The sequence below is a fragment of the Ruminococcus flavefaciens ATCC 19208 genome, from assembly GCF_000518765.1.
GTDB lineage: Bacteria > Bacillota > Clostridia > Oscillospirales > Ruminococcaceae > Ruminococcus > Ruminococcus flavefaciens.
Window position 1 is genome coordinate 636,503 of sequence record NZ_KI912489.1, and the last position, 25,847, is coordinate 662,349.

Sequence of the window (25,847 nt, forward strand, 5' to 3'; positions counted from 1 at the left end):
AGCTATGGCAGAGCTTTGGAAAAAGGTTCTGGATATAGATGAGGTCGGAATAACGGATTCGTTCTTTGAAGTCGGAGGAGATTCGATAAAGAGCATCATACTTATCAATATGATAAATGAACAGTTCGGTACAAGCTATGGGGTTCAGGATCTGTTCCAGTATATTAATATCGAGATGCTGTGTAACAAGATCAAAGAAGATAACTCCGTACAAGAAACACAGGATATTGAAGAGATCGATTTCTGATCATGTACAAGTGATAGGTTTACATTCTTTTTTCCAATTGCAAACCGTAAATTAATATTTCAGGACAGCCATGCCGGGCATGTTATAAGTGTGTTCGGCATGGCTGATTTTTTTAGAATAAATACTGCGTTGATGACAGTATAATTAAAAATATTTTTGCGAACAGCATGTACATAATGATATAATATTTTTGATTTGTATTGACATTTTTTAACATATATGCTATAATAAAAACGTTATGAATGATATATTCTAACATGGGGTGTTAGAAGCGGGGAATATCAGGAGGAATTACTATGTTAAAAATCAAAAAAGCAATAATTACTGTAAGTGCTTTAGCAACTCTTGCTACAACAGGCGCATTATTAGCTAACGCTGCTTGGGACAGAGGCGGAATACAGGCTACATGCAGAGTAAATGAGAGCTGGATACCGTTTACTAATGATACAGCAATGGCAGATGGCTGCACCAATTACGGCTTAGATGTAGCTAACGGTGATATAAGCAGACTTTGGCTTAGAAGAACAATAAATGCATGGAACAAGGACGACTATAAAACAAATTCCAATTATTATACTGATAATTATGCATTTGAAGGTTGGTATTCTCCAACAGTAAAGCTGCGTAATATTACATATGCTAATGCATATTTTTCAGCTAATATAACAAATTCATGGCTGCCAACTTGTTATGCATACGATGAATGGTATGAATAATAACATCTGAATAATCATAATATAATCATATAATAAACTACAATACATTCTCCGCTTTTAATACACTACTTATCAGAATTGTAGTACTGCTTCAGTTTTATTACGATTAATTTGGGCAGATTTGGATATAAAAAATAATAAGGGATATTGATTGTCAGCTGCTGATCAGCTGGCAATTTTTTTGTATATAGTTCGTACAATTGCATTGACATTTTTTAATAAAAAGAGTATAATTAAAAAGGTTGTTATGAATGATATATTCTAACATCTTATGTTAGAAGCGGAGAATATTGGGAGGAATTACTATGTTAAAAATAAAAAAAGCAATAGTTGCTGTAAGCGCAATCGTAACAATGATATCAACAGGAGCTTTACTTGCTAATGCATATACTTGCAGCACAGAGGGTAGACTTTCTGTTAGCAAGCACTATATACCTGCTTTAAAGGATACAGCAAGTGGTTATACTTATACTAACTATGGATATAAGGAAACAGGCTGGAACACAGATAAGCTCTGGACCAGTACTTATGTAACTGCATACAGCAAGAACGATTCTACATCTGCATCTTGCTCAAGCTCAGGTCCTGCTGCTTTAGAGGGCTGGGATGATGCTGATGCAAAAATCCGTAATATAAAGAGCGCTAACGGTACTCACAAGGGTGGTTCAACAGGCGTTGGATCTCAGACAAAATATTCATCTTGGTCAAACTAAGATAACTAAGATATAATATAAAAAATAATAAACTTTAAAAATAACTAAAATATATTCTCCGCTTTTAATATACTATTTATCAGAACAATAGCCCTGTTTTTATTTGATTTTATTACTGTAAATTTTGTTGGATTTGGATATAATAAAAAAATAATAAGGGATATTGGTTGTCAGCTGCTTGGTAGTTGGCAATTTTTTGTATATAGTTCGTACAATTTCATTGACATCTTTTAATAAAAAGAGTATAATTAAAAAGGTTGTTATGAATGATATATTCTAACATCTTATGTTAGAAGCGGAGAATATTGGGAGGAATTACTATGTTAAAAATAAAAAAAGCAATAGTTGCTGTAAGCGCAATCGTAACAATGATATCAACAGGAGCTTTACTTGCTAATGCATATACTTGCAGCACAGAGGGTAGACTTTCTGTTAGCAAGCACTATATACCTGCTTTAAAGGATACAGCAAGTGGTTATACTTATACTAACTACGGTTGTGATCGCTCAGGCTGGAACACAGATATACTCTGGACCAGCACTTATATAAATGCATACAGCAAGAACGATTCTACATCAGCAAGCTGCTACAGCACAGGTGCTGCTGCTTTAGAGGGCTGGGATGATGCTGTAGCAAAGATACGTAATATACAGAGTGCTAACGGAACTCACAGTGGTGGTTCATCAGGTTACGGCTCTCAGACAAAATATTCATCTTGGTCAAACTAAGATAACTAAGATATAATATAAAAAATAATAAACTTTAAAAATAACTAAAATATATTCTCCGCTTTTAATATATTAATTACAAACCTACATTTCCAATTGATATTTAATAACTATGAAGATTTTAAAACTAATTTTTTTGAATATTTACAAACTTTTTAAAGAAAGCCGATCAGTGCTTTTATTCCTATTAGCAGGTATTATTTTTGCAAGCTTTGGTATTTTCTTTTATTCGGGCTACTTTATTTACAACTATTATGATTCAAATTACTCATGTGAACTTGATATAAATATTGGTGCTGATAAAGATGCAGATGATCTGAAATCATTGATCGACAAGATCACAAAAGAAAAAAAGCTTTCCAGAATAGTAATAACCGATGATTCGGAAAGAGATCCGAATTCACCGTATATCATAGGATTATATGAAACCGATTTCAATAAACGCCTTTTTTACGGAGAAGGATATCAATATAACGAAGAGCAGCCATATGTTATTCTTTCTGAACGTGCTGTGGAGCAACTGGGGTTCAATAGAAATATTACAGGCGAAAAAATCAATTATAATTCGGTAGATTATAGCGTATCGGGAATAAACAACGGTATGTTTGATTTTTGTGTTTCGCCTTATTTTTATGCAGAAAACTATAATGCAAAATACCTACACGCTGAATTTGAAGCGATAGTGTCATCAGGTTTGAAAAAGAATTTGGAAAAAGAAGGCTATCAGTATGAGATTACGAAAAATAATTCTCCTTTCAAATCTCCTGAATTCCTGTTTTGCTTATTTATAGTAGTTGCTGTTTTTGCACTCTCCTTTATTAATATACTTATAATGTTTTCATTCTGGGCTATAAAGATGAAGCAGACATTTAAGGTGTATTATATTTATGGCTGCAATGCCATAAAAAAGTTTTTCATAGTATCGGGACAGGTATTCTTTATTTCCTTATTCGGAACTGTATTGGGATTTATTACATTCCTTTCCGTATATAAAAAGCTTGGAAAGCTAACAATTGTCTATGCCGAAAGTGTTACAAATTACGTTTTGATACTGATACTTACAATACTGCTGCTATTATTAATGTCAGTTTATTTCGGATTAAAGATTGCAAAAACACAGGAAATATCATTCAGAACAAAGGAGTAATATATGAAAGGCATACTTATATGTACTGCTGATCTGATAAAAAAGCATTTTAAGCATAGTATAGTACTTATAATCCAGATTGCAGTAACCGTTATGATTTTTGTCGGATTTATAGGAAAAGTCCAATATATTCGGTCTACTAAAGATGTTGCGAATACTTTTAATAAAGATAACGTAATATATTATTACCCCTTCACCTTTTTGGACAGCGAATTTAAAACGGAAGATGTAATAAAGCAAAATAACTTAAACGTCAAAAGTGTTGGAGAGGCAGATTATATGATGATAAACTGTGATGATCAGCTTCTTCCGATCGTTGGATATAATGACACACTTCTTGAATATGCCAATCTGGAAATTGCAAGTGGAAAATGGTTTAATGACAGTGTGGATAAAAACGTTATTCCGCTTATTTCAACTACCGATCAATATAAATTAAATGATCATATTACAATAAAGGACAGAGCTGGAGAAAGCCACGATGCAGTCGTAATAGGAACCATTGACAAAGACGGGTATGTGCTCGGGTTCAACAGATCAGCAAGTAAGTCAATAATATCCGCTGAATTTTTTGTTTCCAAGCCTTACTCATATTTTATAGCGCCGTATAACAGTGAGATATATTCTTCATTGTCAGAGCAGTATGATATGTTTGTGGAAATGGGTATGCCCAAAATGACATTGGGAAAAATAATCACTTATGACAGTAAAGAAGATGCGGAAGCTATTGAAAAAGAATTTGATAAATACGGATCTGTGGCTGACATAAAGCTGATGATTACCAATTATAAAAAGGATATCAAGTTTAATATCCTTATAAACGGTATTATTTTAGCTGTTTTTGCAATACTTACCGCAACAGGCATAGGAGGCATAAACGGACTTCAGAGCAGACTGGACAGACGTAACTATATAGTATATTATATTCTTGGAATGAATCAGAAACAATGTGCATTGACTGAGCTTTTAAGATCACTTTTCGTAGTTGCACTGGGATTCATTACAGCTGTGATCTTGTATACATTTGAATCTGTAAGGAATTTCCTGTATTCATCTGAAATGATAATAAGTCCTTTGAATTTCATTTTAGCATTGGTATTTCTGCTTTTGATATGCTGTTTTGTCTCTATGAAATACGTTATAGATTTAGGCAAGGGCAGCCTTATTGAACGTTATAAGAATCAGGATTGAAAGGAGTATACCATATGTCTATCCAACTGAAAAATATAAAAAAATCCTTTGTAAATAATAAAGCAAAGAATACTGTACTAAATAAAATATCTCTTGATATCAATGATAATGAGCTTGTAGCGATCATGGGACGTTCAGGTGCAGGAAAATCAACTCTTTTGAACATTATCGGCTGTCTGGATAATTCGGACGAAGGAGAATACTTGCTTGACGGTAAAAACATTAATGAAATGAGCAATTCCGAGTTATCAACGATACGAAATGAGAAATTCGGGTTTATTATGCAGGATTTTGCTCTTATTGAAGATGAGACGGTAAAGCATAATATCATGCTCCCGACATATTTTTCCAAGAATAAGAAGAAATATGACTGTGAAAAAATAGCTAAGACCTTAGGAATAAAAAAGCTTCTTGATACAAAAGCAAGTCTTTTGTCAGGAGGCGAAAAGCAGCGTACAGCTATTGCACGTGCACTTATTAATGATCCTAAGTATATTATTGCCGACGAACCGACGGGCGCTCTTGACAGTAAAAATGCTGAGTTGATAATGGATACTATTATTGAGTTGAATAAATTAGGAAAAACGATAATAATTGTCACTCACGATGAAAACGTAGCAAAAAAATGCCAGCGTATCATATATATTTCAGACGGTAATCTGAAAGCTGAGTAAATTAATAGTGAAATAATAAAGCCTCTGAAGCAGTACAGGAAAAAAGCTGCTTCAGGGGCTTTTTCAATTTCAATATTCAAAAATGTATTGCAGCTGCCAGAATATACTATATGTATTAAAAGAGCGCCTCAGATGTTTCTCTGGCAGTACAAGTTATACAGCACGGAATAATAAAATCTTAAAAAACAAGAAACAAAATGTTCACATTAAGTTGTAAAAAATAACAATAAAATCTGTTGCATTTTGGCGTATCTTATAAAAAGTTTCCTCTTATGTATTTTTATATAGGGGTATATATTGACAAAAACGACGTTTGCAGTTATAATAAATTATGCAATAAAAACACAATATTTGTGTTCCAAAAATATATAAGGTAATAATATTACATATATTATAGACAGAAAGTGAGGTGATGTTCCTTGAAAAAAACGATTGCTATAAGAAACAGGTTGTTTTCTTTTCTTTCAGCAGCGATCATAAGCCTTAATTCTATACCGTTGATGAGCTTTACAACAGCCTATGCTGAATCAGTAGCAAGTGCGACAAACAGCGGCAAGGTCGACTTTCCTGCTGTCGCCAGTTCAGCGCAGTCAGCAAAGCTGAATCACGATGATACTCTTGTAGACAACGGAGATGGAACATTCACCTTTACATCAAAAATAACTTCCGATTATTCCTACTCAGACTACAGTGAAAGCCGACTTAAAAGTAAAGACGGCGAATATATACTCGATAAGGCAGGAAAATATCTTATAGAAGTCTGGGGCGGTGACGGCGGCGACGGTTCAAGATCATTCTTAACAGGAAGAAACGGCGTCGGCGGTAAGGGCGGATTCGTATACGGAATCCTTGACGTAAGCGAAGAAAATGAACTCCTCGGCAAGAAGCTCGTTTACGAGATAGGAAGTAAGGGCGAAAGCAGTACCTTCCAGCTGGACGGCGGCGGTACAGGCGGTGTCGGCGGCGGCGCAGGACAGATAACCTTCATATCCATAGGCGCAGGCGGCGGCTACTCGGCAGTATATCTGCTTAACAGCGACGAAGAGCTTGATCCTGCCGATCGGAAACCTAACCTCAGAGATTATCCTTCCAATGTTCTGATGATAGCAGGCGGCGGCGGAGGCGGTGCCGCAGGAGGAAACGGTGTTCACTTCTACGAGCTTTTCCTTAAAGCCAAAGGTGACGGCGGCGACGGCGGTTCAAAAGAAGGAAGTAATATAATTGCAACTCCGAATATAGGAGATTTCGACACAGGTAAATATTATTCAGGCGGAGAAGGCACCAGCGCAGGCGGTAATACAAAGTACGTCGGACATGGCGGAACAGACAAGCCGGGCGCTGCTACCCGAGATGCTCTTAATATTATAAAGGGAGAAAATCCTAACGACTGGCAGCGTCTTTACATTGAAGACGGCGACCGCGGCGCAGGAAGCGCAGGAAACCTCAGAGGTGCAGGCGGCGGAGCAGGATTTGCAGGCGGAAGCGGCGGCTTGCAGAACGCTATGCTGGACGCTAACAACGTCGGCGGCGGAGGCGGCGGCTCCTCATACACAGCGCCTGAAAGTGATACGTTCAAACCGTATGCTACACTCACTGCTAATCAGGAACCATACTTCGTTCAGCCCGACGGCAATACCAATGCAGATGTGGGCGGAGCGGTAGTTATCAGGTATCTCCCCGATGATGCTGATTACAACTATCTTAACAACGTTAAGATAAGCGGTACGGTATCCGATTATTTTGATATAGTATCCGCAACCTGTACGGATAAAGGCGGAGGTGCCATTACTGTAAATCAGTCAGGTACGGATAACAGAAAAATAGACTTCACAGGTTCTGTAAAGCCTGTTGCATCAGGCATTGCAAAGGGACAGGCAGACGATTCTCTGACGCTGAAGCTTGTATTGAGACCGATAACAAACTTCATGGGCGGCAATAAAGTCCCGATATTTAAAACAGGTACTTTCGATTGTGTAACACAAGTGCCTACATTTACTCAAACGTGTGATTTTACATATGACGACAACGTAAGGTATGTAAATATCCCGTTCAAGTATAAAGCAGGGGCAAAGTCGAAGACCATTAGCAAGGATACGCCATATGGCGAAAGTGATATCATAGACAGCACAGTGACCAACACATTAGATGCAAACTTTGCCGAATCGGTATCATACCCGTATGTTGCTGAGGTCAACCAAATATCTAAGATAACAGATTTTACAGTTGCTGATTACAATACCAAGGGTCTGCATAAATTTGATGTTGTTGTGGAGGTAGTCCCGAAATATGACGGCGCTGACTATGTGGGAACGGCTAATCCAAATCCTACATACATCAGAGCGCGGTCTGTTATCGAGATAATTGAGGGCGAGACTCTTGACGGCTTTACCGTTAAGGCGAGCAAGTCGCTTGTATACAACAACGGTCCAACGGACAGTTTATCAGACGATACCTACGATTTTACTGTTGATTTTGACGTTGAAAGTCAGAGCAGCCTCAATAAATCATTCAGTATCAATCAGGCTATCCCGAGTGTAAAGGTTCTTGATCTTAATATAGGCGGTAATGGTACGTCAAATCCTTATATATCTTTAACCCAAAACAGCGGTTCTAATATTGCTTATTCAGGAACGCTTCAACCAGGTATCTATTATATTGAGGCATGGGGCGGCGACGGCGGAAGTGGTGGTGGATCTAATAATAGTAATACGCCACCATCAGATCCTAACACAAATCCGGGCAGCGGTAAATATGGTGGATATGGCGGCAAAGGAGGCTATATCAGCGGATTTGTTTCTTTGGATTCTGAAAAAAGTATTAATATAACCTTAGGTACTAAAGGCGCTGATAGTAGTTCAGATACTGGTAGCGGCAAAGGCGGAAAAGCAACCTATGTTGATATAGGTACAACGCAGGATAAAATGACGTTTATTGCTGGCGGCGGAGGCGGCGGTTCTAATTATCTGAATTACGGTAGTCAAGATGGATCAGATCATATGGGATATTCTGGAAATGACGGCTACAGAGTAGACGGAGTTTCAGTTTATCGCGGAATACCGAGTGATTCTGATTATACTGAAGACCGTCCGCTAACTTCAGGAGTAGATTACGACGAAGATAAATATGATGGAGCCGATGGCAAGACTGTAAAAGCGACATATACATTGCTCGGTAGACAAGCAAGCAGCTATTTTGACGAAACATTTGACAATAATAATGCTGCAAAGTATTTTGCTAAAGGAGGATATAGTAAAATAGGCGATGGTGTTTCAGCACAATTGACTGGTGCGAATGCTGGTAAACTATTTATTAATACTGGAAGCGAAAACATTTCACTTTCAGAGTTATTTAAACCTGAACGCGTTGTTAATGTTGATCTTGGATATTATGAATATGTATATTGGTTTTATGACGAAGCTTTAATATTTGGCCTTGGCACTAACAAATATTATATTAGCCAATGGGCAAATAAGAGTAGCAGTGCAAGTGCTGCTGGTTATACTCCATATGAGACAGATTACTATAGTAAAGATGATAATTTCAAGCGAAAATCATATTACAAAGGAACAACCAAAACAGGTCAGCAAATTAAGACTCAGAAAGCAGGCGCAGTAAGAATAACAAGACTCGGCGTTTGCAGCGGTTATGATTATGGTGATACACGTGTTAACAACATTGGTGTTACTAAAACTGCTAATAAAAATACCGTTGTTGGTCAGATCAGAACTGATTATGTGGCTGAAGTTGATCCATTTACAGTTACAAGTAATTTCTCAGAATACTTTGAACTTATAGCTAACGGCACAGCGTATAATATAACATCCGACGCAAACGGAAAGTATACAGGAACTTATACGTATAACTTTGACTTTGACAGTGATGATGTTTACGAGGTTTCTAACAGCAGCTCAACTGATACCACCACTTTTGCAGGTTATAGTGTAGATATAGATACCTATACTTACGGCTTGAAAGGTTCTGATTCGGTAACATTCAAGCTCAGGCGCAAATCCAACCTCGTCGGCGGCTGTGATATACCGCTGCTTGATAAGACGATCAATGAACCTTCACCCGATAATGGTACGACAGCGGTAAAGGTAGAGCACAGCGGTATAACTACGGAATCTCCTCCAGATCCTGACGATGTATTGTATCTGCGAGAAAATGACGCTACCGATTACGCTAATGTGGCTATTGACGGAAGTGTCCTGTCGGTATCATCTCCCGCAACCCCGATAATCATTGATTGCGGAGGTGAAACGCCTGACCTCAGCAGCGCGGTTACATTTGCAGGCTATCCTAATGGGTATTACTTTGTCGATACTGAAAGTGATATAGCTCCGAGCGGAGCAGTCACCGAGGATTGCAAACTCACAGTTATCGGCACTATAAAACCGAAGGCGGCGACAAAGGCTGTGAAGATACCTTCTGTAGAAGCTGTAAGCAAGCACGCTGAGGCAGATATAAAGGTAAGGTATTCGGTTACGAAGAACTTGACAGATATCGAGCAGCAAGGTTCGGTACAGTATATCAGCAGCACTGACGGCGAGACATATGATATCGTTTCTGATGTAAATGAGGCTATTCTTGACACGGGCACAAACAATAATGTTGATAAGCTCACTCTTACTAAGATAGATGATGCTTATGTGCTTTACCTTGTGGCAGACAGCTCACATGAGCTCCCTGAAGCATCGGCAGTGACTGTAAGGTATTCGGACGGTAAAGATGTTGATGCTAATGTGACAAAGAGCAATGGTGTCATCACAGTAACGATACCGCGGAGCTCCTTCACAAACAACATCACGATAACAGCTACGGGCGCTGCTAAAAAGGAATATCACGTTCATTACTACTATGAGTACTACGACTCCGAAGTTCCGAATGCGATTCAGACAGCACATTTTGAAGATACAGGACCTTATTACGTTTCGGGAACTATTGTCAACAAGACAGGTGATTTTACTCCTGATGAGGGCGAATATCCTCCGTGGGGCGGATATGCAAACTACTACTGGGAGTGGTCAGACGAAGTTACAAGCGGCACTCACACGATAGTTGACGGCGACCTGTACGTAACAGGTAAGTTCGTTAAGAGAAATATACCGTTGTACATTAATTATGTAATGCCCGACGGCGACGCAACACCCCCTCCGGCTCAGTATAGCGCACCAATGGCCGGTTACAATACAACAGTATACATGAATGGCAAGTACTATTGGTATGCTGTTGCCGGTGAAACCTACATGGTGCCGTCACCTGAGATAGACGGGTATTATCCCGATCAGGCAGAGGTAGTATTTGACATTCCCGATGACGTTAGTGAAACGACTTATCAGGACGGTATAACAAAAAATGTTCACTATATTGCTATTGATTCAAGTAAAGTTGATGATAATGTTATAGTTAACCTTATAAAATGTGACGAGTATGGTATTCCTCTTGATGGCAGTAACACTACAGTTCAAAGCTACTTAGTAACCGAAGGGGTAGTTTTCGATAAGACATCTGAAATAAGTAGTTGGGTCGATGCACTTGGTGATGATGATGAATATGAGATCATCAATATGACAAGACTCGCAGACGATGAAGAAGTCGATGTTGAATCCATAAGCGGCAAGCTTGCATCAGGTGAAAAGGCTGTATTCTATGTCAGATACAGACCAAAACCACCTACGGTAACAGTTCGATTCAATGAAGTCGATGAAGACAATGTTGCTGCTGAAAACAGACCTGATAAAGCCGATGTTACGATCGGAACGTCCAGCAGAAATGTAGTTCCCGAAAGAGAATACGGCTACGATCCCGACAAGAACCAATATGTCGGACTTCCGACACCTGAATGCAGGTCAAGTGGAGCCGACTGGATCAGCAGCGGCTGGAAATTTGCCGGCTGGTACGATGAAAATGGCAATCCCGTAGATGAAACAACGATAGTTCCGAGCGGTATTGACCCGATCGAATTGTATGCACACTGGCAGCCATTGCAGGTGACTATAACTATTGATTACCGATATGCTTATAATGTTAATGACGGAGATTTACAAGGCGAACAAGTACCAAAGGCAAGCCTTGGAATTGACGATAATCCTAAAACTCTCATTAAAGCATACGGTATGGTCTATAAAGTTGAATCACCGCCATTAACAGGCTACTCACCTGATCCTGAGTTTGTAGAAGGCGAAGCACGGGAGAGTAAGACGGAAACGGTTTACTACAAGGACGGCGATCCTACTGCCGCTGAACCTGAGAAGAAAATAAGGGTTGAAGTATACAGCAGTTCCTACGAAGGAAGCGACGGTAAACCTGTAACAGGTGCGAAAAAGCTCATAGGCGGAACGTTCAGGCTGTATGACGGAAGCGGCAATCCGATAGGTGAAGCTCAGTACAATGAAGACGGCTCTGTATCATGGAGCAGTATCAAAGTCAAGCTGGTTGAAGGAGATTCATACACAGTAAAGTGTATTGATCCGCCAAGCGGCTATGGCAGTAAATCAATACCGATTATTGCATTTACGCCAGATAATAGTTCAAACGAAGATGTATATTACATCTTCCTTGATAAATCACAATTCCAGCTGCCTATGGCAGGCGGCGCACCGCTTAGGGGATATACAATATGCGGTGTATCAACAATGTTACTTGCTGCTTTCCTGTTGTACTTATATGTCAACAAAGAAGCAGAAGAAAAAGAAAACGAATAAACTTTAGGAGGTTGAATTTATGAAAAAAATGATTAAAAGGACGTCAGCTTTAGCTATCTCAGCTTTTATGGCTGCACAGTACATTCCATTCTCAGCGGTGGCTTACACGACAACTACCTGTGATCTGACTATCCACCCATATGTATTGAATCAGACTGATTATGATAATGCAAAAGCATCTTCATATGTTCCAACAGGTAAAACAGCTGATGAAACAAATATTTCAACAACTCTTGGCATCGCTACTGCTGAAGATACAACGATGACGTTTAACATTACTCGTGTTACAGATACAGGAGCAGCTCATAGCGATACTTCACACAATTTAATAGGTGTAAGATCAGCAACAGATCTTCCTGACGGATATTATAAGATTACACCTGCTAATAAAACAGACACCGATGCAAGATTTAAAGACGCAGAATCATTTATCATTCAGATACCTGTTCCTGACAGCGGCAGCGTAAACAGAGACGTTCATATCTATCCTAAATTTACGGACAACAATGATAATGATAATACTGAAACCCCAGGTCAGGAAACACCTACAAGCGGTGATAAACATAATGTAACCCTTACCAAGACAGATAATTCAAGTACACCTGTTGCTGTTCCGGGAGCAATATATAAATTATACTATAAAGATGCTGCCGGTAAATGGGTAGCAGGTTCAGCAACCTATACTACCAACGAAAACGGTGTTATAACTGTTACAGGTTTACCTTTGGGCAAATATTACTTTGTTGAGCAGTCAGCTCCAACAGGATATCTGCTTGATCAGGAGCCAATTGCATTTACAATTGACGGTGCAACAGCTGCAACGGTAAGTCCAGTCAACGACAAGGATCTTACAGTTCAGAAAACCATTGCAAATGACGGTGCAGGAACAGTTTACAACTGGGTGATCACAGCCGACGTTCCTTCAAAGCCTGAAAATCTTTTGAGCTATACTATAACCGATACATATAGTGGTCTTTCCTCCACAGCGGCTGATATTACCGTATCTATCGCAGGCATGACAGCAGGTACTGATTATACAGTAGATAAGTCAACCGCAGGTACTATTGTTATTGCTCTTACATCAACAGGAATAGGACAGCTTACAGGAACATCATTTGATATTAATGTTAGTACAAAATTAGCAGCAAGTGCAACAGCTGCTACCAACAGTGCTTCTATAAACTATGCATATGCTTATGATCCTACTACTGATACTGATCCTGATCCTGATAAGGACGATATAATAGATGACGCTAATATTCCTGATCCTGATCCAAATGATCCGGGAAATTCAGAAAATCCAACACCTAAAGATTTCCCGACACCAGGCGGCAGTCCTGACCCAGAAGATCCTTATACCGATCAGGTAACACCGGGTACATTCACTATCTCTAACGTAAATGGTGAGGATGAACTTGGCGGAGCAACATATGAAGTAAGAAAAGCTGATGGATCTACAGTAGTGGTAACTAAACCAGATAATGATGATGCTGCTGCTACAAATCCTAAGATTGCAGTAGTTTCAAATCTTGCTCCCGGTCATTATAAAATTTATCAGACAGCCGTTGATTCAGGTCATCTTTTAAATCAGGTTCCGATAGATATATATGTTGGCAAGGACGGAAATATCTATTCAGATGCAGCATGTACCGCAGCAAATCAGATTATAAATGATAAGGGTACAGTTGATACAGCTGACGATGTAGCTAATCAGGTCAAGTTCTATAACGAGCCTATAAGCAATAAATTCAGCCTCCCATTCACAGGTACAACAGCTACTATCATATTTACAGTTACAGGTCTCATACTTATGGCAGGTACATTATTCTTCATCATAATCCTCAAGAAGAGAGACGATGACGACGAAGAGCAGGAAAACAACTGATGTGAGAGATCATTAAAGCATTAACCACCCTCTCTGATGCTTTTTAGATACCTCCGGGGTTTATTCAAAGGGGAGTGCCGCTTTTACAGCGGCATTTCCCATTAGGGGTGATCTCAACATTGAAAAAGAACAAAAACAAGAAAAAGAAACGAAGACGTATACTTATATTGCTTCTGCTTCTGCTGTTTCTGGCAGGTCTGGGAATTTTCCTTTACCCCATCATCAGTAAAGTGGTGATAAATAAAAAGGTCGAGGATAATATCAAAGTTTTCGAGGACGAGAGAGACAAGTTCATCGAAGAAGCTATCAACGACGGTAAGCTCCCATCTGCGGACAATATGCCGGTTGATGACGATGGCAAGCCCGCTCCGTACAAGATGATAATGAGCGACCCCGAGCCTAAAGAAGAACAGCCCTATCTCGATAAGCTGTATCAGTATATGCTAAGGCGCAATAAAGAGCTTTTTGATACCAATCAGAGGTCTCTCAACAGCTCGGCATCGTATATGCAGCCCGAGATAAACCTGAAGGATTACGGTATTAATTCGGGAAGTATAGGCACTCTCGAGATAGACAAGCTCGGATTGAAGCTTTCGATATTCCTCGGCGCAAACGACGATAATATGGTGGCAGGATGCGGACATCTGACCAATACCTCCTATCCTATCGGCGGAAAGAATACTAACTGCGTTATAGCTGTTCACCGCGGACTCGGAGGCTCGGACTTCCTTCGCTACGTGGAAAAGCTCCAAACGGGGGATATAGTCAGAATAGAGAATTTCTGGTATACGCTGGAGTATAAGGTAGTAAGTTACAGGATAATCGAACCCGATGAAGTAAAGCCGATCTTTATTCAGAACGGCAAGGATATGCTCACGCTTTATACTTGTCATCCTTACGGCATAAATAGTCAGAGATATCTTGTCTATTGCGAAAGGATAACAAAGTAAAGCTGAATAAAACACAACAGGAGCGACTGTATAAGCCGCTCCTGTTTTTATGCTTTCGTAACAACGATATCAAGCTCAGGCGAGCCCGATGTTCATTCACTCACAACAGGTATCCATATCTGGCTCTTGTAGTCGGGAGACAGCATATCTCCGTCGGGGTAAGCCTCGATGTCCATTTCGTAGGTGGGAGTGTAGTCCGATGTGGGGAAGAACTCCGAACAGAGCTCGTGCCAGAGCTGCTGAATAGCGTCGGGCATTGCACCTGTACACTCTGCGACTACCCACTTTCTCGCAGGGATAGTGTTCACGCGGAAGCCCTCGGGAGCAACCGTATCGGGAGTGCACTCCACGGCGATACCGTAGTCGAAGGTCTCGGCGTCTGTGAGACCGTTGCCGTAGCAGGTACCGTAAATAAAAGTGCTGTCCGATGCGTGTTCAAGCAGGGTAGTGATAGTGCCGTCGGAGTGAGCTCTGCCCCAGAATTCGGGGATAGAATTCAGATTCTGTTCGCCCACAACGGTGTGCTGCTCAACCTTTTCGAGAACTGTGAATGCCTCTTTAGTAACGATGTTATAATTCATAGAATTACCGCCTTTCAAAATGATCTGCACCTTGAAACGGGAAAATGAACGGAGCCTGCCGCCCTCACGCTTAGCCTCCGTAGGCGTTACGCCGTGGAAGCGTGTGAACGCTCTTGTGAAGCTCTCAGGCGACTCATAGCCGTATTTCAGAGCCGTGTCGATGACCTTTGCGTCCGTTTTCATCAGCTCACTGCCGGCAAGTGTGAGCCGCCTGCTGCGGATATATTCGCCTACGGTGATACCATACAGTATGCCGAATATCTTCTGGAAATAGTAGGGCGAGCAAGCCGCCTGTTTTGCGACCTCCGCCATATCAAGCTCGTCGGTGATGTGCGCTTCGATGTAGTCGATAGCTTTCTGAATACCTGTGGCTAAGTTCATTGGTTTTCCCTCCTTAGAGACTGTTTAGCATCTGTCGGCACACAGCTTTTCGGCAGATTTTGTCGATGACTGCGTTAAAATCACTTGAAATGCGACAGCATTCCTGCGCGATTTTGCCTTGTCCTCACCAAAATCATGCTCGAAAATCTGCATACAAACAGATACTAACCAGTCTCTTGGTGTAATTCTATTATAGCATTTGAAAGGCACGGTGTCCTGATATTTTGTGGCTTTTGGTGTCAGGTTTCATTCCTCAAAAAGATGTCTCAGTATCTGCTTGCGGTCGTTGATGAACATTTTTGTTATCTGGTAGCTCTGAGTGTCCTCATAGTTTATGGGCTGAATCGTCCCCTCGTCAAAGCTGAGAATATCTGCGTTCGGATAGCCAAGCAGTATAGGCGAATGTGTAACTATGATGAACTGCGAATCGTTCTTCACGCATTTGGACATTTCAAGCAGCAGCGTCAGCTGTCTCTGCGGAGACAGTGCTGCTTCGGGCTCGTCGAGGATGTACAGACCATTCGGATAGAAACTATCCTGAACAACTTTGAGGAAGCTTTCACCGTGGGACTTTTTGTGGAATTCCTGCGGTGGCTTTTTACAGCCCGGAATCTTTGAATAATAGTCCTCGGCAGTAGCCACATTGTAGAAGCTTTCTGCTCTGAGGAAATATCCCCACTTGGCTTTATTGAAGCTGCGCACCAGTCGCATAGCATCGTGCAGCTCGGAGTGTGAATCATAGGTGGAAAAGCTGTAATTGAGAGTTCCGCCCTCGGGATTGAATCCGTATGCAACAGCGATTGCCTCTAAAAGCGTGGACTTGCCGCTGCCGTTTTCACCCACAAAAAACGTGACAGGCGTATTGAAGGACAGCTCGTCAAGCTCCCTGATAGCCGCTATTTTACGCAGATAGCTGAATCGTTCTATTTTGTCCCATTTGACTTTCAGCCCTGTGAGATATAATTCGTTCGGTTCAAGCATTTTTACCCCTCATTCTTCTTAAAATCCAACCTCACCAGTGCCTTGCCGTTAGGCAGGGGACAGGACTCCTGCAATATCAGCGACCAGCCTATCTCGTTCATGGCAGCCGTTAGCGCCGCTTCGTCCATTTGGTGATGTACCTCATCCAACCTGTCGAATGCGTGGAGGTAGGGTGACTCCGACACCCACTGCTCTGCGTTTGTGTTTATCTGTATCACGCAGGAGACATACTGGGGAGCGGTCTGCAAAACGGCTCGCTGGAACGCTCCGTAGCCTATGTACTCGATAAGCAGATTCGCTATCAGTAGCTGTGCCTGCGGGAGCTTTTCCGCCCCGTTTATAAGGTCTATTTGCAGGCACTCCAGTACGCCTGAAAGCTCTGTATATCGCTGAGAGACTGCGCGGAGATAGTCCGCGTTTATGTCCACACCGCAGACCCTGCGGTACTTGTCGGGACTGACGTGTTCAAGCCCGTTCCCACCTGCGATACCGAGCACCGTTGCCGTATCGACAGGATGCGCCGCGAACTGCTCCTTCATTATGGAATCAAGCGCTTGAAGCTACCGCACAGAATCAAGGCTCATGTGCTTTTCGTAGTCGTCAAGACTTATTTCTTTCCATGGATTTGGCATAGGGGTCACCTCTGTTCGCTGTTCTTGTTGTCAATTATACCATATTCGGAGAGGTTTTTCAATTAAATGATATGATATACCTGTGTTTTACTTGATTTTTCAGAAAAGGAATACTGAGTGCAACATTATATGAAATAGAAAATTCTGCAATGCTCTGTCTGTTGTCATGTATTTAATCATGGCAAAAGAAGAACTCCTAAACAACGATATATCGTTATTTAGGAGCTTGGCGCGAAGCAGCCGGTACAGAATTGAAATGAGACCTTGAAGTTTGGCTGTTTTAGTCAATGTCCGATGACTCCCTGAACTTCAGGAAAACAGCACATTACTGTAAATACATTATTTTAAAATAACATACCTTTACATAAGTAATACCGGAAGCAGACTTATATGTTGATTCCGCAGCCGTCAAAGCCACAGCCGTCGATGCCGCAGCTATCAATACTGTATGTGTCATTTAAAATGTTATTGTCTGTTATAGGTTGAATAATAATATTCATAATTTACCTCCTTTTATGGGTTTATAAACTTATTCGTTAGTTTCATCCAATATCAATTCCGCAGCCATCAAAACCACAACCGTCGATGCCGCAGCTATCAATACTGTATGTGTCATTTAAAATGTTATTGTCTGTTATAGGTTGAATAATAATATTCATAATTTACCTCCTTTGAAATTATAAACTTATCCATTAGTTTCTTCCGATATCTATTCCGCAGCCGTCGAAGCCGCAACCGTCAATAACACAGCTGTCAATACTGTATGCGTCATTTAAAGTGTTATTGTCTATTATCGGTTGAATAATAATATACATCATTTACCTCCTTTTATGAAATTATAAACTTATCCAATATTTAATTGTACAGCTGTTAAATATGTTTTAATGATCTATACAACAGCTGTCAAAGCAACAACCGTCCGGAATTTCTACACCAAAGTCTGGATTACACCCGTCAGCTGAGCATATATCTATTCCACATCCGTCTATTCCGCAGCCATCAATTACACATATACCTTCTGATCCGGTATACAACATTTTGCCTTCAATTAATACTTCCATAAATGATCACTCCCTATTTTTAAGGCTCAATCGAAGCAATATAGTTCTTTACAAGCATATCAGAACAAATAGAATAGTCATCGCAGGAATAATTTTTGTCTGCCCTTACCTTTTCTCTTGCACATCCACCTGCACAAGTTACAAATGACTTGCATTTTATACAATCTTCATGGAATTCATAAGCATATTTTTTCCATAGCGCAGCTTGCTTTTTAAATTCTTCATTTTCTTCCATAAAAATCGAGCCTGCGCTATATTCTTTTATGCCAATGTCGTTCCAGCAATAATAAATATATCCGTCAGGATCAATTACTTTTGAATGTCCGTATGGTGCAGGACAAAACCAGATTTTTAATTTGGGGATAAAAACTTTTTCACTAACATTAAATCCGGCTTCTTTGGCAAAATTTGAAAAACCAATAGCTGCTTGAATGTATTCTTCATTATGCAGGAGTTTGTCCTCAAGTCCTGCATTCAGATCGTCCATGCAAAAAAGCTTAGCGAGATACGGATAAACATTATGCTTATCAACGATATTTTCTTTTAATTGATTACAGGTTTCCTTTATAATGTGATTATTAGCTTTATCAAGATTGATTCTTATTTTGATCTTGCAATCGCAGGAGGATATAGAATTAATTCCTTTAATAATCTCATTATATGTTCCAATATTGCTTTTATAAAGGATTCTTCGTTTATTATGGATCTCTTCAGTTCCATCTATAGTTATTTGCATTGTATTGATTTTACATTTTGCAATAAAATCTTTAGCATCAATACTATTCAATAAATAGCCATTTGTGATAATTGAAGAAAAATAATTAATTCTTAATTGATCACATATCCTGAGAAATCTGGCAGAGAGGTCAATGATCGTATCAGTACACATTAATGGTTCGCCGCCAAACCATGTAACAGATAAAGCTGAATAATTATTATCTGTTAATTCCTGTTTGATCCATTTACAAAGGGTATCCTGAACTTCAGCTGACATTTTTTTATTCTGATGCTCTTCAAAACAATAATGACATCTGAAATTACAATTCAAAGTTGGGGCTATTGTTAATCTGAAAATTTTGTCATTTTCGATTTTTGCTTTTTTTATTTCCAGATATTTTTCTATTTCATTCAATTCGTCGGGAACAATTACAGAACATTTTTTTAATGTATATAATTCATCATCTAAAAAACACGATTCATCGAATTTTTCATTAGTATCAGCATTTCTTAATTTTTCACTTGTTTTATCATCTAAACCGATTAATGCACCTGAAAAAGAATTATAAAGATATTTTTTTTCATTAACTATTATTATGCTGTTATAAAATGAATATTTCATATCTTCTCTACAACCTCAACTGAAGATGAACTGTCGCATGAATATTTTCCCCGATAAAAAACTTTTTTAATGTGGCAACCCGAGCCTATTATTACATTATCACCATTTACTTCATCTGCATTTGTACATGAAATATTAATATCTTTACCCATAATGCTTTTTGATTCTAATACAGCATTTTCATCTGCGTTATCGCTCATTTTATCCAAATCAAATTCATGTTTGAATTTGAAGCCAAAAATATTCAGATCAATTATTCCCGGTCTGTCTTTTGCGAATTTTTTTAAATTATTCTCGCCTTTTGTGATTTTTATTGTATCAGCCTTTATGTTTGCAACTTTAGAATGAGAGCCGATACAAAACTCAAAGCTTTTAGCGGTTATTTCTGTAACCGATAAAGCACCTGAAAAAAACATGGTATCTTTACAAAGAATGTTGCTTAATACTTTTAATTTACCGCTTCCGTCAAGATCGCAGCATGTAATATTATTATACTCGTTTTTTCCGGATAATGAAGCTTTCTTTTCTATATTCAAAGATCCGTCTATACAGGTCTTACCGCTTGCCTGGTAATCTATAGCTGAAATATCGCCGCATCCGTCACTTTTTCCGGAAATTTTGACAGAATTATATGATCCTGAAATTACAGTGCCTTTGCCACTAATTATTAAATCATTAGCCATACTATCGCCTCCTACAATTCACCAAAACAAACTGTTTGTATAAGTTGATTATAGCATCAATCACATTATTTGTCAATAGTGATTTAAACTTTTTGTATAATATAAACAATGGAATGTATATGCATTGTCAGAGAATACCAAAAATTTTTGATAGGCAGGTATCAGTCAGGGTGAGTAGTCGGTGTGGATATATCCGGCAAGTATAAAACAAATAGAATATGACGATTTATAGCCTGTTGCCCTCAAATAATATACAAAGAAAACTTCTCCTGATTGTACAAGGTTACAAAAGCAGTGTTTCACCGCAATGTTAACAAAATAACGTATATTTTGTTGTTAAATCATGTTAAAATAGTATATAAGAAGTGCATGAGATGTCAATATAAATCAGGCAAAGCAAACTATCCAACTGATACGTGTACTAAATCTCAAAAAAATATTGCGATATCAAATATAGGGGTGAGATGTATGAAGAGTATTTTTGGTTCACAGTATTTATTCAAGGAATGCAAAAAATGTCCTGTAAAAAACCAAAAGCAGAAAAGCGGTACAATAATAAGTCCGTGTCAGAACTGCATTGAACAAGGAAAAGCTGTGCCTCCGCCTCAGGTACAAACTGAAATTAAGTATTAGGCGGTGAATAACATGAGTAAAGTACAAATCGAAAATTAAGAGAAAACACAAGAATGTTAAAGAGCTCACGCAGCAGAACTTCATAATATCATTTGACCGTGCCCGTATTCATTTTACAAAAATGAGATTTTGCTTGTTGGCTGCAAATGGCAGATTTGATGATTAATACTCTGTTGCAAGTTTTATGGAGGTATTATTATGTTTGGAAGAAAAAAGAATATAGAAAACGGTGATTACAAAAGACTTATTAAAGCGCTCAAAAAGAGTTTAAATGACAATAAAAAAGCTGAAGCGCTGATATCATTACTCGGATACGATGCTAATGAAATTAAGTCAGATTATGATGATCTGATCAAAAAAATCAAGCTTGAGGATAGTATAGAATACGCAGCCGGTTGGGAAGCAAGGGAAGAAGAAAGGAAGTTTGAGAGATCACTCGGCATGGGTTACCCAATGTGTGACCCAAAGGGACGATTAGGTTGCTTCAAGGACGATGACTGATGGTAATTAGAAAGCCAAATAATGTAAAAATAGTTGCTTTGATTGTTGGAGAAATAACGGAAAAAGAGTATAAATGAATCAGGATAGAGGTGCGTGATTTTATGTTAAAATGTGCATTCGGAAGTTTAATAACAGCCTTCATTATATTTTTTGCAAGAGGCTTGTTTGAAGAATTTGAAATGCTATATAAAATCTTATGGTATGTAACATTAGGATTTGTTGGATTGGCAATTTTATTATTTATAATCAAAATATGGATGGTTATATTTGATATTGATGATCCTTTATCTTAAAGCCGCAAAAAAGAAATTTAAAGATGCACAAAATGAAAAAGAAAAAAATAGTGTAAAATAGTTTTTAGAGAAGAATTATTTTTAAAACGTATCTGATATAACAGAAGCTCGTCCAATCGGACGAGCTTTGATCTTTACAGTCTTTTATTAGATGCGCAAGTTGGCATTATTTGATAAATCTGAACTCCCATTCTTTTATAAAACGCTTCTTTGCCCTATTAAGCTCGCTTGAAGTAAAATGAAGCATAAAATGCACACTTGCAAGAAGATAATATTCCTTTTCAGTCAGGGTCAGTTCTTTCGCGTCATTCAAATAGGGCACATTCTCAATTTCTTTTTCAATAACAGGCAGTCCGTTTTCACCGGTGCGAGCAATGTAATATGCAGCAGGTATGTCCCTAATCAGAATCATATAGTCCTCATATTTCTTTTCACATTCTTCTGCATCACCGATTCTGAACCAGTTCTTATTGATTGACATAGCAGTCAGAATAACATAAAAAATCGGAAAAGTGCCTGATATATGCCTGAAGGTAATAGTTTTCTCCTGTTTGTTAACTATGAGCTGACCATGGCACTTCTGATCACCCATATACTCATACTCGTCAGGGTCATACGGAGCAACCTCGAAGTCGCTGACAATAATGTTTCTGCCTGTGATCTCGTTTTTGTTATCCATAAAACTTCTCCTATCTCCCTCTGTGATGTGAGGGTACAGCCGTGCGGAATAATATTCCTTATTTCCGATACTTATGATAAGCAGCATCTCTCTGTGACCCGCAGACCTGAGTGGAAAAGTCTCAGATATAACAAAAAGCGGCTGCCTGAGTCGAATGGACATAGTACGCCCCTAAAAAACGTACCAATATTCATTCAAGCTCAGACAGTCACTCCCTTCATTTTATGTTAACTTTATTCTATCATACAGCCGCGAAGAAGTCAAGGCTTTGAAAATATTATTCATTTTTAACACAGGCAGCTAAAATATCCTAAAAATTCTATTTATAAAATATGCAGGTAATTTCCATGAATATTCCCAGCCTATACAAATTAATCATCAAAATTTTAATCGTCTGAAAAATTGAATCCATCTGTATTATTATCTGATTCTTCATAGCCAAATACTGTGTCCAAAATTTTAAATTTGTCTATATCATTTTTTTCTATTCCAAAACCGATCCTGAATATTCCGTTCGTGATACTGCTATATTGTCATGTATTTAATCAGGCTCAGGCAAGGGCAAGTGAAGCTATAGCTTCGGTTCTTGCCTTCAAAAAGCACGATGACGGCAAAGGACAATCAAAAGCTGTATAAAGGACAAATAAAGGACTTCAAGCCTATCAGGGTAAAAAAAGAACTCCCAAACAACGATATATCGTCATTTAGGAGCCTTATGTGAAGTGACCCGTACGGGAATTGAAAAAATCCCGAGCCTTTCGGCAGCTTTTAGTAAAATGCGAAAATGGCTGTATTTCGGCGATTTTTGAGGCTTCACTTTTAGCATCTTCAAGTGATTTTAAGCGATTTTCAGTGCCAATAAGTGGTAAATAAGTGGTTGAATCGGCGCGTCTCTACCGAAAAAAATGACCAAAGCAGCTCTGATTATACGGGCAAATCCCGAACGGAGCTGCTGTGTTTTTTATCAAATTGAGTTGATGTAAAAATCACGATTATCGCCTCGAAATTGTATTCTTCACAATTTCGAAGCAAAAATCAAGAGAATCATGAAATATTATTGAAATTTTCAGAATACCAATAAATGGTTGAATTGGATTTCAGTCATCATTTTTCAGCAGATACCTGTTGCTTACCACCTTCATACTCAGTTCAGCGCCGATATTGCTGCTGAATACAGGCTCAGTCGGACGTATGACGATGCCCTCTTTTTTACCGCCGTTGGGATAATTGCCGTCTGCTCGTTCAAGCAGAGCTTCAACGGTTGGGTATTTAGCAGGCAGGTCTGTACCGACCTCTTCTATCGGAACAGTTGTTAACTCCAGTTCCTTGCATATTTCAAGCATTCTTTCAAGTCCTACACGCTTGCCGTTCTCCATTACAGTGAAAACATACCACTCAGGTCTTTTGAGCTTCAGACGGTTCTGCTGTATACCCGGAGCGCAAAGCTCCCCTTGTACGGTGATAGAAGTAAGTCCTTCTTTTCCCATAAATACTTCGAGTTTTTCCTTGTAGCCGCGATCGTTGACAAGCTTGTAGAAATCGCTGTTGCCATCATCCTTGTACTCGTAGTTATGACCTGTAACATGGAAACCGTCTTCATCTATGCTGATAGAGTGGGAACTGCCGTCCATTTTGGTGCTGATGTAGTACTCAAGTTCTGTGAACTCCTTTATGAGCTCAGGTGCAGCCTGCACTCTTGTCTCATCGGTATGAGGAATACTTCTCGGCAGGTTTCCGATGATGGTTCCGCCGGAGGCAGCACGCTCCTCTATCTCCCACTTGCGGACTCCGAGTATCTCGGTAACATCTGCTCCAAGCTCAATATCAGTCGGTATTTCGGGGAATATACTTATAGGCAGCAAAAGTCCCTGAGATACCTGTCCACGGAATTTCTGCGTTTTAAGACGAAATCCTTCGCCCATAATGTCGGTGTTCTTGTAGCTGGACGCTCTCATGAATTCATATTCGGGGCGTATTGGAAGAAAGCTGTCTATCTCAAAATATACGGCTAAGTCCATAGGCTTGAACTGTCCCTTGTTTACTACGCACTGCCAGCCAAGAACATAAGCCAGCTCTATCCTGTCAGCGCCTTCAATCGATTCTATTTTCCAGATACGCTGTATGCTTGCTAATTTTCTGCTCATAATAATCATTCCTTTCATAGTTTTTTGTGGTTCCCGTTGGAAGGCTCGAACTTCCATTATCGGAGTCAAAGACCGATGTCCTGCCTGTTAGACGAAACGGAATGGTGCCTCCGGCAAGAGTCGAACTTGCGACGCCAGGTTCTTCAGACCTGCGCTCTACCGGCTGAGCTACGGAGGCAATAATGGAGACTGTGACAGGATTTGAACCTGCGCTCATGGAGTTGCAGTCCATTGCCTTTCCACTTGGCTACACAGTCATCGTTGTGTATATGTTGCAAATCAGATATGGCTTAATGTGCGGAAATAATTTGCGAATCAGAAAAAATGAACCGCGAAACTACGCGCGCCCGCTCTGCGTTGGTTCCCGCTGAAAGAATCGAACTTACATCTTCTGCGTCAGAAGCAGATGTCCTACCATTAGACGAAGCGGAATTATCTCACCCCGCCCGACATGGGCGGGAGTGTCTAATTAGTTATAATTATCTCGTCAATAGGCACATCAAGTATATGTGCCAGTATGACTATGTTGTCGATAGAGGGCATAGCGTCTCCTCTCATCCACTTGAATATCGCTTGCGGTGTGTTGAAGCCGAATACTGTTTGTACATCGGACACCTTGAGTCCTTTGCCTTTTATCAAAGCTCTGATGTTTGCGCCTGTTGCTATCATATCGATAGTCGGAGCTGCTATAGGCATAAAAATAACCACCTTTCTGAATAGAATAATAAAAACCGCCTGTGTGAGTTGATACTGCACACAGACGGCTATGTTCTATCAGAAGATGGTTTACAATGCAACACTATCTCTGCTCACCTTTTTGGGATGACCGAACAAGCACTTTTCTGTCCTGTGCGCAGCAAAACTGAGCCATTATCCTCCTGCTGGAAGAAATAGCTTGACTGCTGGAAATCAAAAGCACAAATGTATGCAGACATAGCGTTGTTCATGATAGCTTTCATTGTTTTCACCCTTTCGTTAGTAAGA

General features: G+C 39.6%; 22 protein-coding genes and 4 tRNA genes. 12 read left to right on the forward strand and 14 right to left on the reverse strand.

The genetic code is table 11. From position 1 onward, the window contains the following. The 10 genes from L870_RS0109770 to L870_RS17235 form a co-directional block, all read left to right on the forward strand. Positions 1 to 247: phosphopantetheine-binding protein (locus L870_RS0109770; RefSeq protein ID WP_207637718.1), on the forward strand; the 247-nt coding region annotated here is incomplete at its 5' end. Between the two features lie 296 nt (positions 248 to 543). Then, a complete protein-coding gene (locus tag L870_RS0109775) occupies positions 544 to 963 on the forward strand; it encodes a hypothetical protein (RefSeq protein WP_028517998.1) in 420 nt (139 codons plus the stop codon). Positions 964 to 1,268: 305 nt separating this feature from the next. Beyond that, a complete protein-coding gene (locus tag L870_RS0109780) occupies positions 1,269 to 1,676 on the forward strand; it encodes a hypothetical protein (protein ID WP_028517999.1) in 408 nt (135 codons plus the stop codon). A gap of 320 nt (positions 1,677 to 1,996) precedes the next feature. Further along, positions 1,997 to 2,404: a hypothetical protein gene (locus L870_RS0109785; RefSeq protein WP_028518000.1), complete on the forward strand. Its 408-nt coding sequence runs from the start codon at positions 1,997 to 1,999 to the stop codon at positions 2,402 to 2,404. 112 nt (positions 2,405 to 2,516) lie between these two features. Then, the gene (locus L870_RS0109790; protein ID WP_155250179.1) at positions 2,517 to 3,551 is read left to right on the forward strand and encodes a hypothetical protein; all 1,035 of its coding nucleotides are present in this window, start codon (positions 2,517 to 2,519) and stop codon (positions 3,549 to 3,551) included. A 3-nt stretch (positions 3,552 to 3,554) separates the two neighbouring features. Beyond that, positions 3,555 to 4,742, forward strand: coding sequence for an ABC transporter permease (locus tag L870_RS0109795; RefSeq protein ID WP_028518002.1), 1,188 nt, complete (start codon positions 3,555 to 3,557; stop codon positions 4,740 to 4,742). Positions 4,743 to 4,756: 14 nt separating this feature from the next. Further along, positions 4,757 to 5,416, forward strand: coding sequence for an ABC transporter ATP-binding protein (locus L870_RS0109800; RefSeq protein WP_028518003.1), 660 nt, complete (start codon positions 4,757 to 4,759; stop codon positions 5,414 to 5,416). A gap of 419 nt (positions 5,417 to 5,835) precedes the next feature. Further along, positions 5,836 to 12,120 carry a glycine-rich protein gene (locus tag L870_RS0109805; protein WP_028518004.1) on the forward strand — a complete coding sequence of 2,095 codons (6,285 nt, stop codon included), beginning with the start codon at positions 5,836 to 5,838 and terminating at the stop codon, positions 12,118 to 12,120. A 19-nt stretch (positions 12,121 to 12,139) separates the two neighbouring features. Further along, on the forward strand, positions 12,140 to 14,005 hold the full coding sequence (locus L870_RS0109810; protein WP_028518005.1) for a SpaA isopeptide-forming pilin-related protein: 1,866 nt from the start codon (positions 12,140 to 12,142) through the stop codon (positions 14,003 to 14,005). A 119-nt stretch (positions 14,006 to 14,124) separates the two neighbouring features. Then, entirely contained in the window at positions 14,125 to 14,955 is an 831-nt protein-coding gene (locus L870_RS17235) for a class C sortase (RefSeq protein WP_051411489.1), read from the forward strand. Between the two features lie 92 nt (positions 14,956 to 15,047). Here the strand turns inward: L870_RS17235 and L870_RS0109820 are convergent, their stop codons facing one another. From L870_RS0109820 to L870_RS0109855, 7 genes are all read right to left on the reverse strand, one after another. Further along, positions 15,048 to 15,917, reverse strand: a complete 870-nt coding sequence (locus L870_RS0109820) for an AraC family transcriptional regulator (protein ID WP_028518006.1) — start codon at positions 15,915 to 15,917, stop codon at positions 15,048 to 15,050. Positions 15,918 to 16,163: 246 nt separating this feature from the next. Continuing rightward, positions 16,164 to 16,898, reverse strand: a complete 735-nt coding sequence (locus tag L870_RS0109825) for an AAA family ATPase (RefSeq protein WP_028518007.1) — start codon at positions 16,896 to 16,898, stop codon at positions 16,164 to 16,166. Positions 16,899 to 16,900: 2 nt separating this feature from the next. Beyond that, on the reverse strand, positions 16,901 to 17,326 hold the full coding sequence (locus L870_RS17240; RefSeq protein WP_341349468.1) for a hypothetical protein: 426 nt from the start codon (positions 17,324 to 17,326) through the stop codon (positions 16,901 to 16,903). A gap of 896 nt (positions 17,327 to 18,222) precedes the next feature. Further along, complete coding sequence (locus tag L870_RS20060) at positions 18,223 to 18,345, reverse strand: hypothetical protein (protein ID WP_278244608.1); 123 nt, start codon at positions 18,343 to 18,345, stop codon at positions 18,223 to 18,225. A 66-nt stretch (positions 18,346 to 18,411) separates the two neighbouring features. Continuing rightward, entirely contained in the window at positions 18,412 to 18,591 is a 180-nt protein-coding gene (locus L870_RS19310; RefSeq protein WP_155250180.1) for a hypothetical protein, read from the reverse strand. Positions 18,592 to 18,610: 19 nt separating this feature from the next. Next, on the reverse strand, positions 18,611 to 19,930 hold the full coding sequence (locus L870_RS0109850; protein ID WP_028518008.1) for a radical SAM/SPASM domain-containing protein: 1,320 nt from the start codon (positions 19,928 to 19,930) through the stop codon (positions 18,611 to 18,613). Continuing rightward, the gene (locus L870_RS0109855; protein WP_028518009.1) at positions 19,927 to 20,613 is read right to left on the reverse strand and encodes a hypothetical protein; all 687 of its coding nucleotides are present in this window, start codon (positions 20,611 to 20,613) and stop codon (positions 19,927 to 19,929) included. The genes L870_RS0109850 and L870_RS0109855 overlap by 4 nt, the downstream gene beginning before the upstream one ends. An 831-nt stretch (positions 20,614 to 21,444) precedes the next feature. Here L870_RS0109855 and L870_RS0109865 point away from each other — a divergent pair. Further along, positions 21,445 to 21,747 (forward strand): hypothetical protein, encoded by a 303-nt coding sequence (locus L870_RS0109865; RefSeq protein WP_028518010.1) that lies wholly within the window; start codon positions 21,445 to 21,447, stop codon positions 21,745 to 21,747. Between the two features lie 101 nt (positions 21,748 to 21,848). Continuing rightward, positions 21,849 to 22,040 carry a hypothetical protein gene (locus tag L870_RS0109870; RefSeq protein WP_028518011.1) on the forward strand — a complete coding sequence of 64 codons (192 nt, stop codon included), beginning with the start codon at positions 21,849 to 21,851 and terminating at the stop codon, positions 22,038 to 22,040. Between the two features lie 166 nt (positions 22,041 to 22,206). On the opposite strand, the gene L870_RS0109875 is transcribed toward L870_RS0109870, so the two are convergent. The 7 genes from L870_RS0109875 to L870_RS0109905 all read right to left on the reverse strand — a co-directional run bounded on the left by L870_RS0109875 (position 22,207) and on the right by L870_RS0109905 (position 25,559). Continuing rightward, positions 22,207 to 22,719: a hypothetical protein gene (locus L870_RS0109875; protein ID WP_028518012.1), complete on the reverse strand. Its 513-nt coding sequence runs from the start codon at positions 22,717 to 22,719 to the stop codon at positions 22,207 to 22,209. 1,097 nt (positions 22,720 to 23,816) lie between these two features. Then, a complete protein-coding gene (locus tag L870_RS0109880) occupies positions 23,817 to 24,863 on the reverse strand; it encodes an RNA ligase family protein (RefSeq protein ID WP_037271728.1) in 1,047 nt (348 codons plus the stop codon). 27 nt (positions 24,864 to 24,890) lie between these two features. Beyond that, a tRNA-Gln gene (locus L870_RS0109885) sits at positions 24,891 to 24,965 on the reverse strand. Then, positions 24,966 to 25,041, reverse strand: a tRNA-Phe gene (locus L870_RS0109890). Positions 25,042 to 25,046: 5 nt separating this feature from the next. Next, positions 25,047 to 25,120, reverse strand: a tRNA-Cys gene (locus L870_RS0109895). 101 nt (positions 25,121 to 25,221) lie between these two features. Continuing rightward, positions 25,222 to 25,295: transfer RNA gene (locus L870_RS0109900), tRNA-Gln, on the reverse strand. Between the two features lie 33 nt (positions 25,296 to 25,328). Further along, positions 25,329 to 25,559 carry a helix-turn-helix domain-containing protein gene (locus tag L870_RS0109905; protein WP_028518014.1) on the reverse strand — a complete coding sequence of 77 codons (231 nt, stop codon included), beginning with the start codon at positions 25,557 to 25,559 and terminating at the stop codon, positions 25,329 to 25,331. Positions 25,560 to 25,847 lie beyond the last annotated feature (288 nt).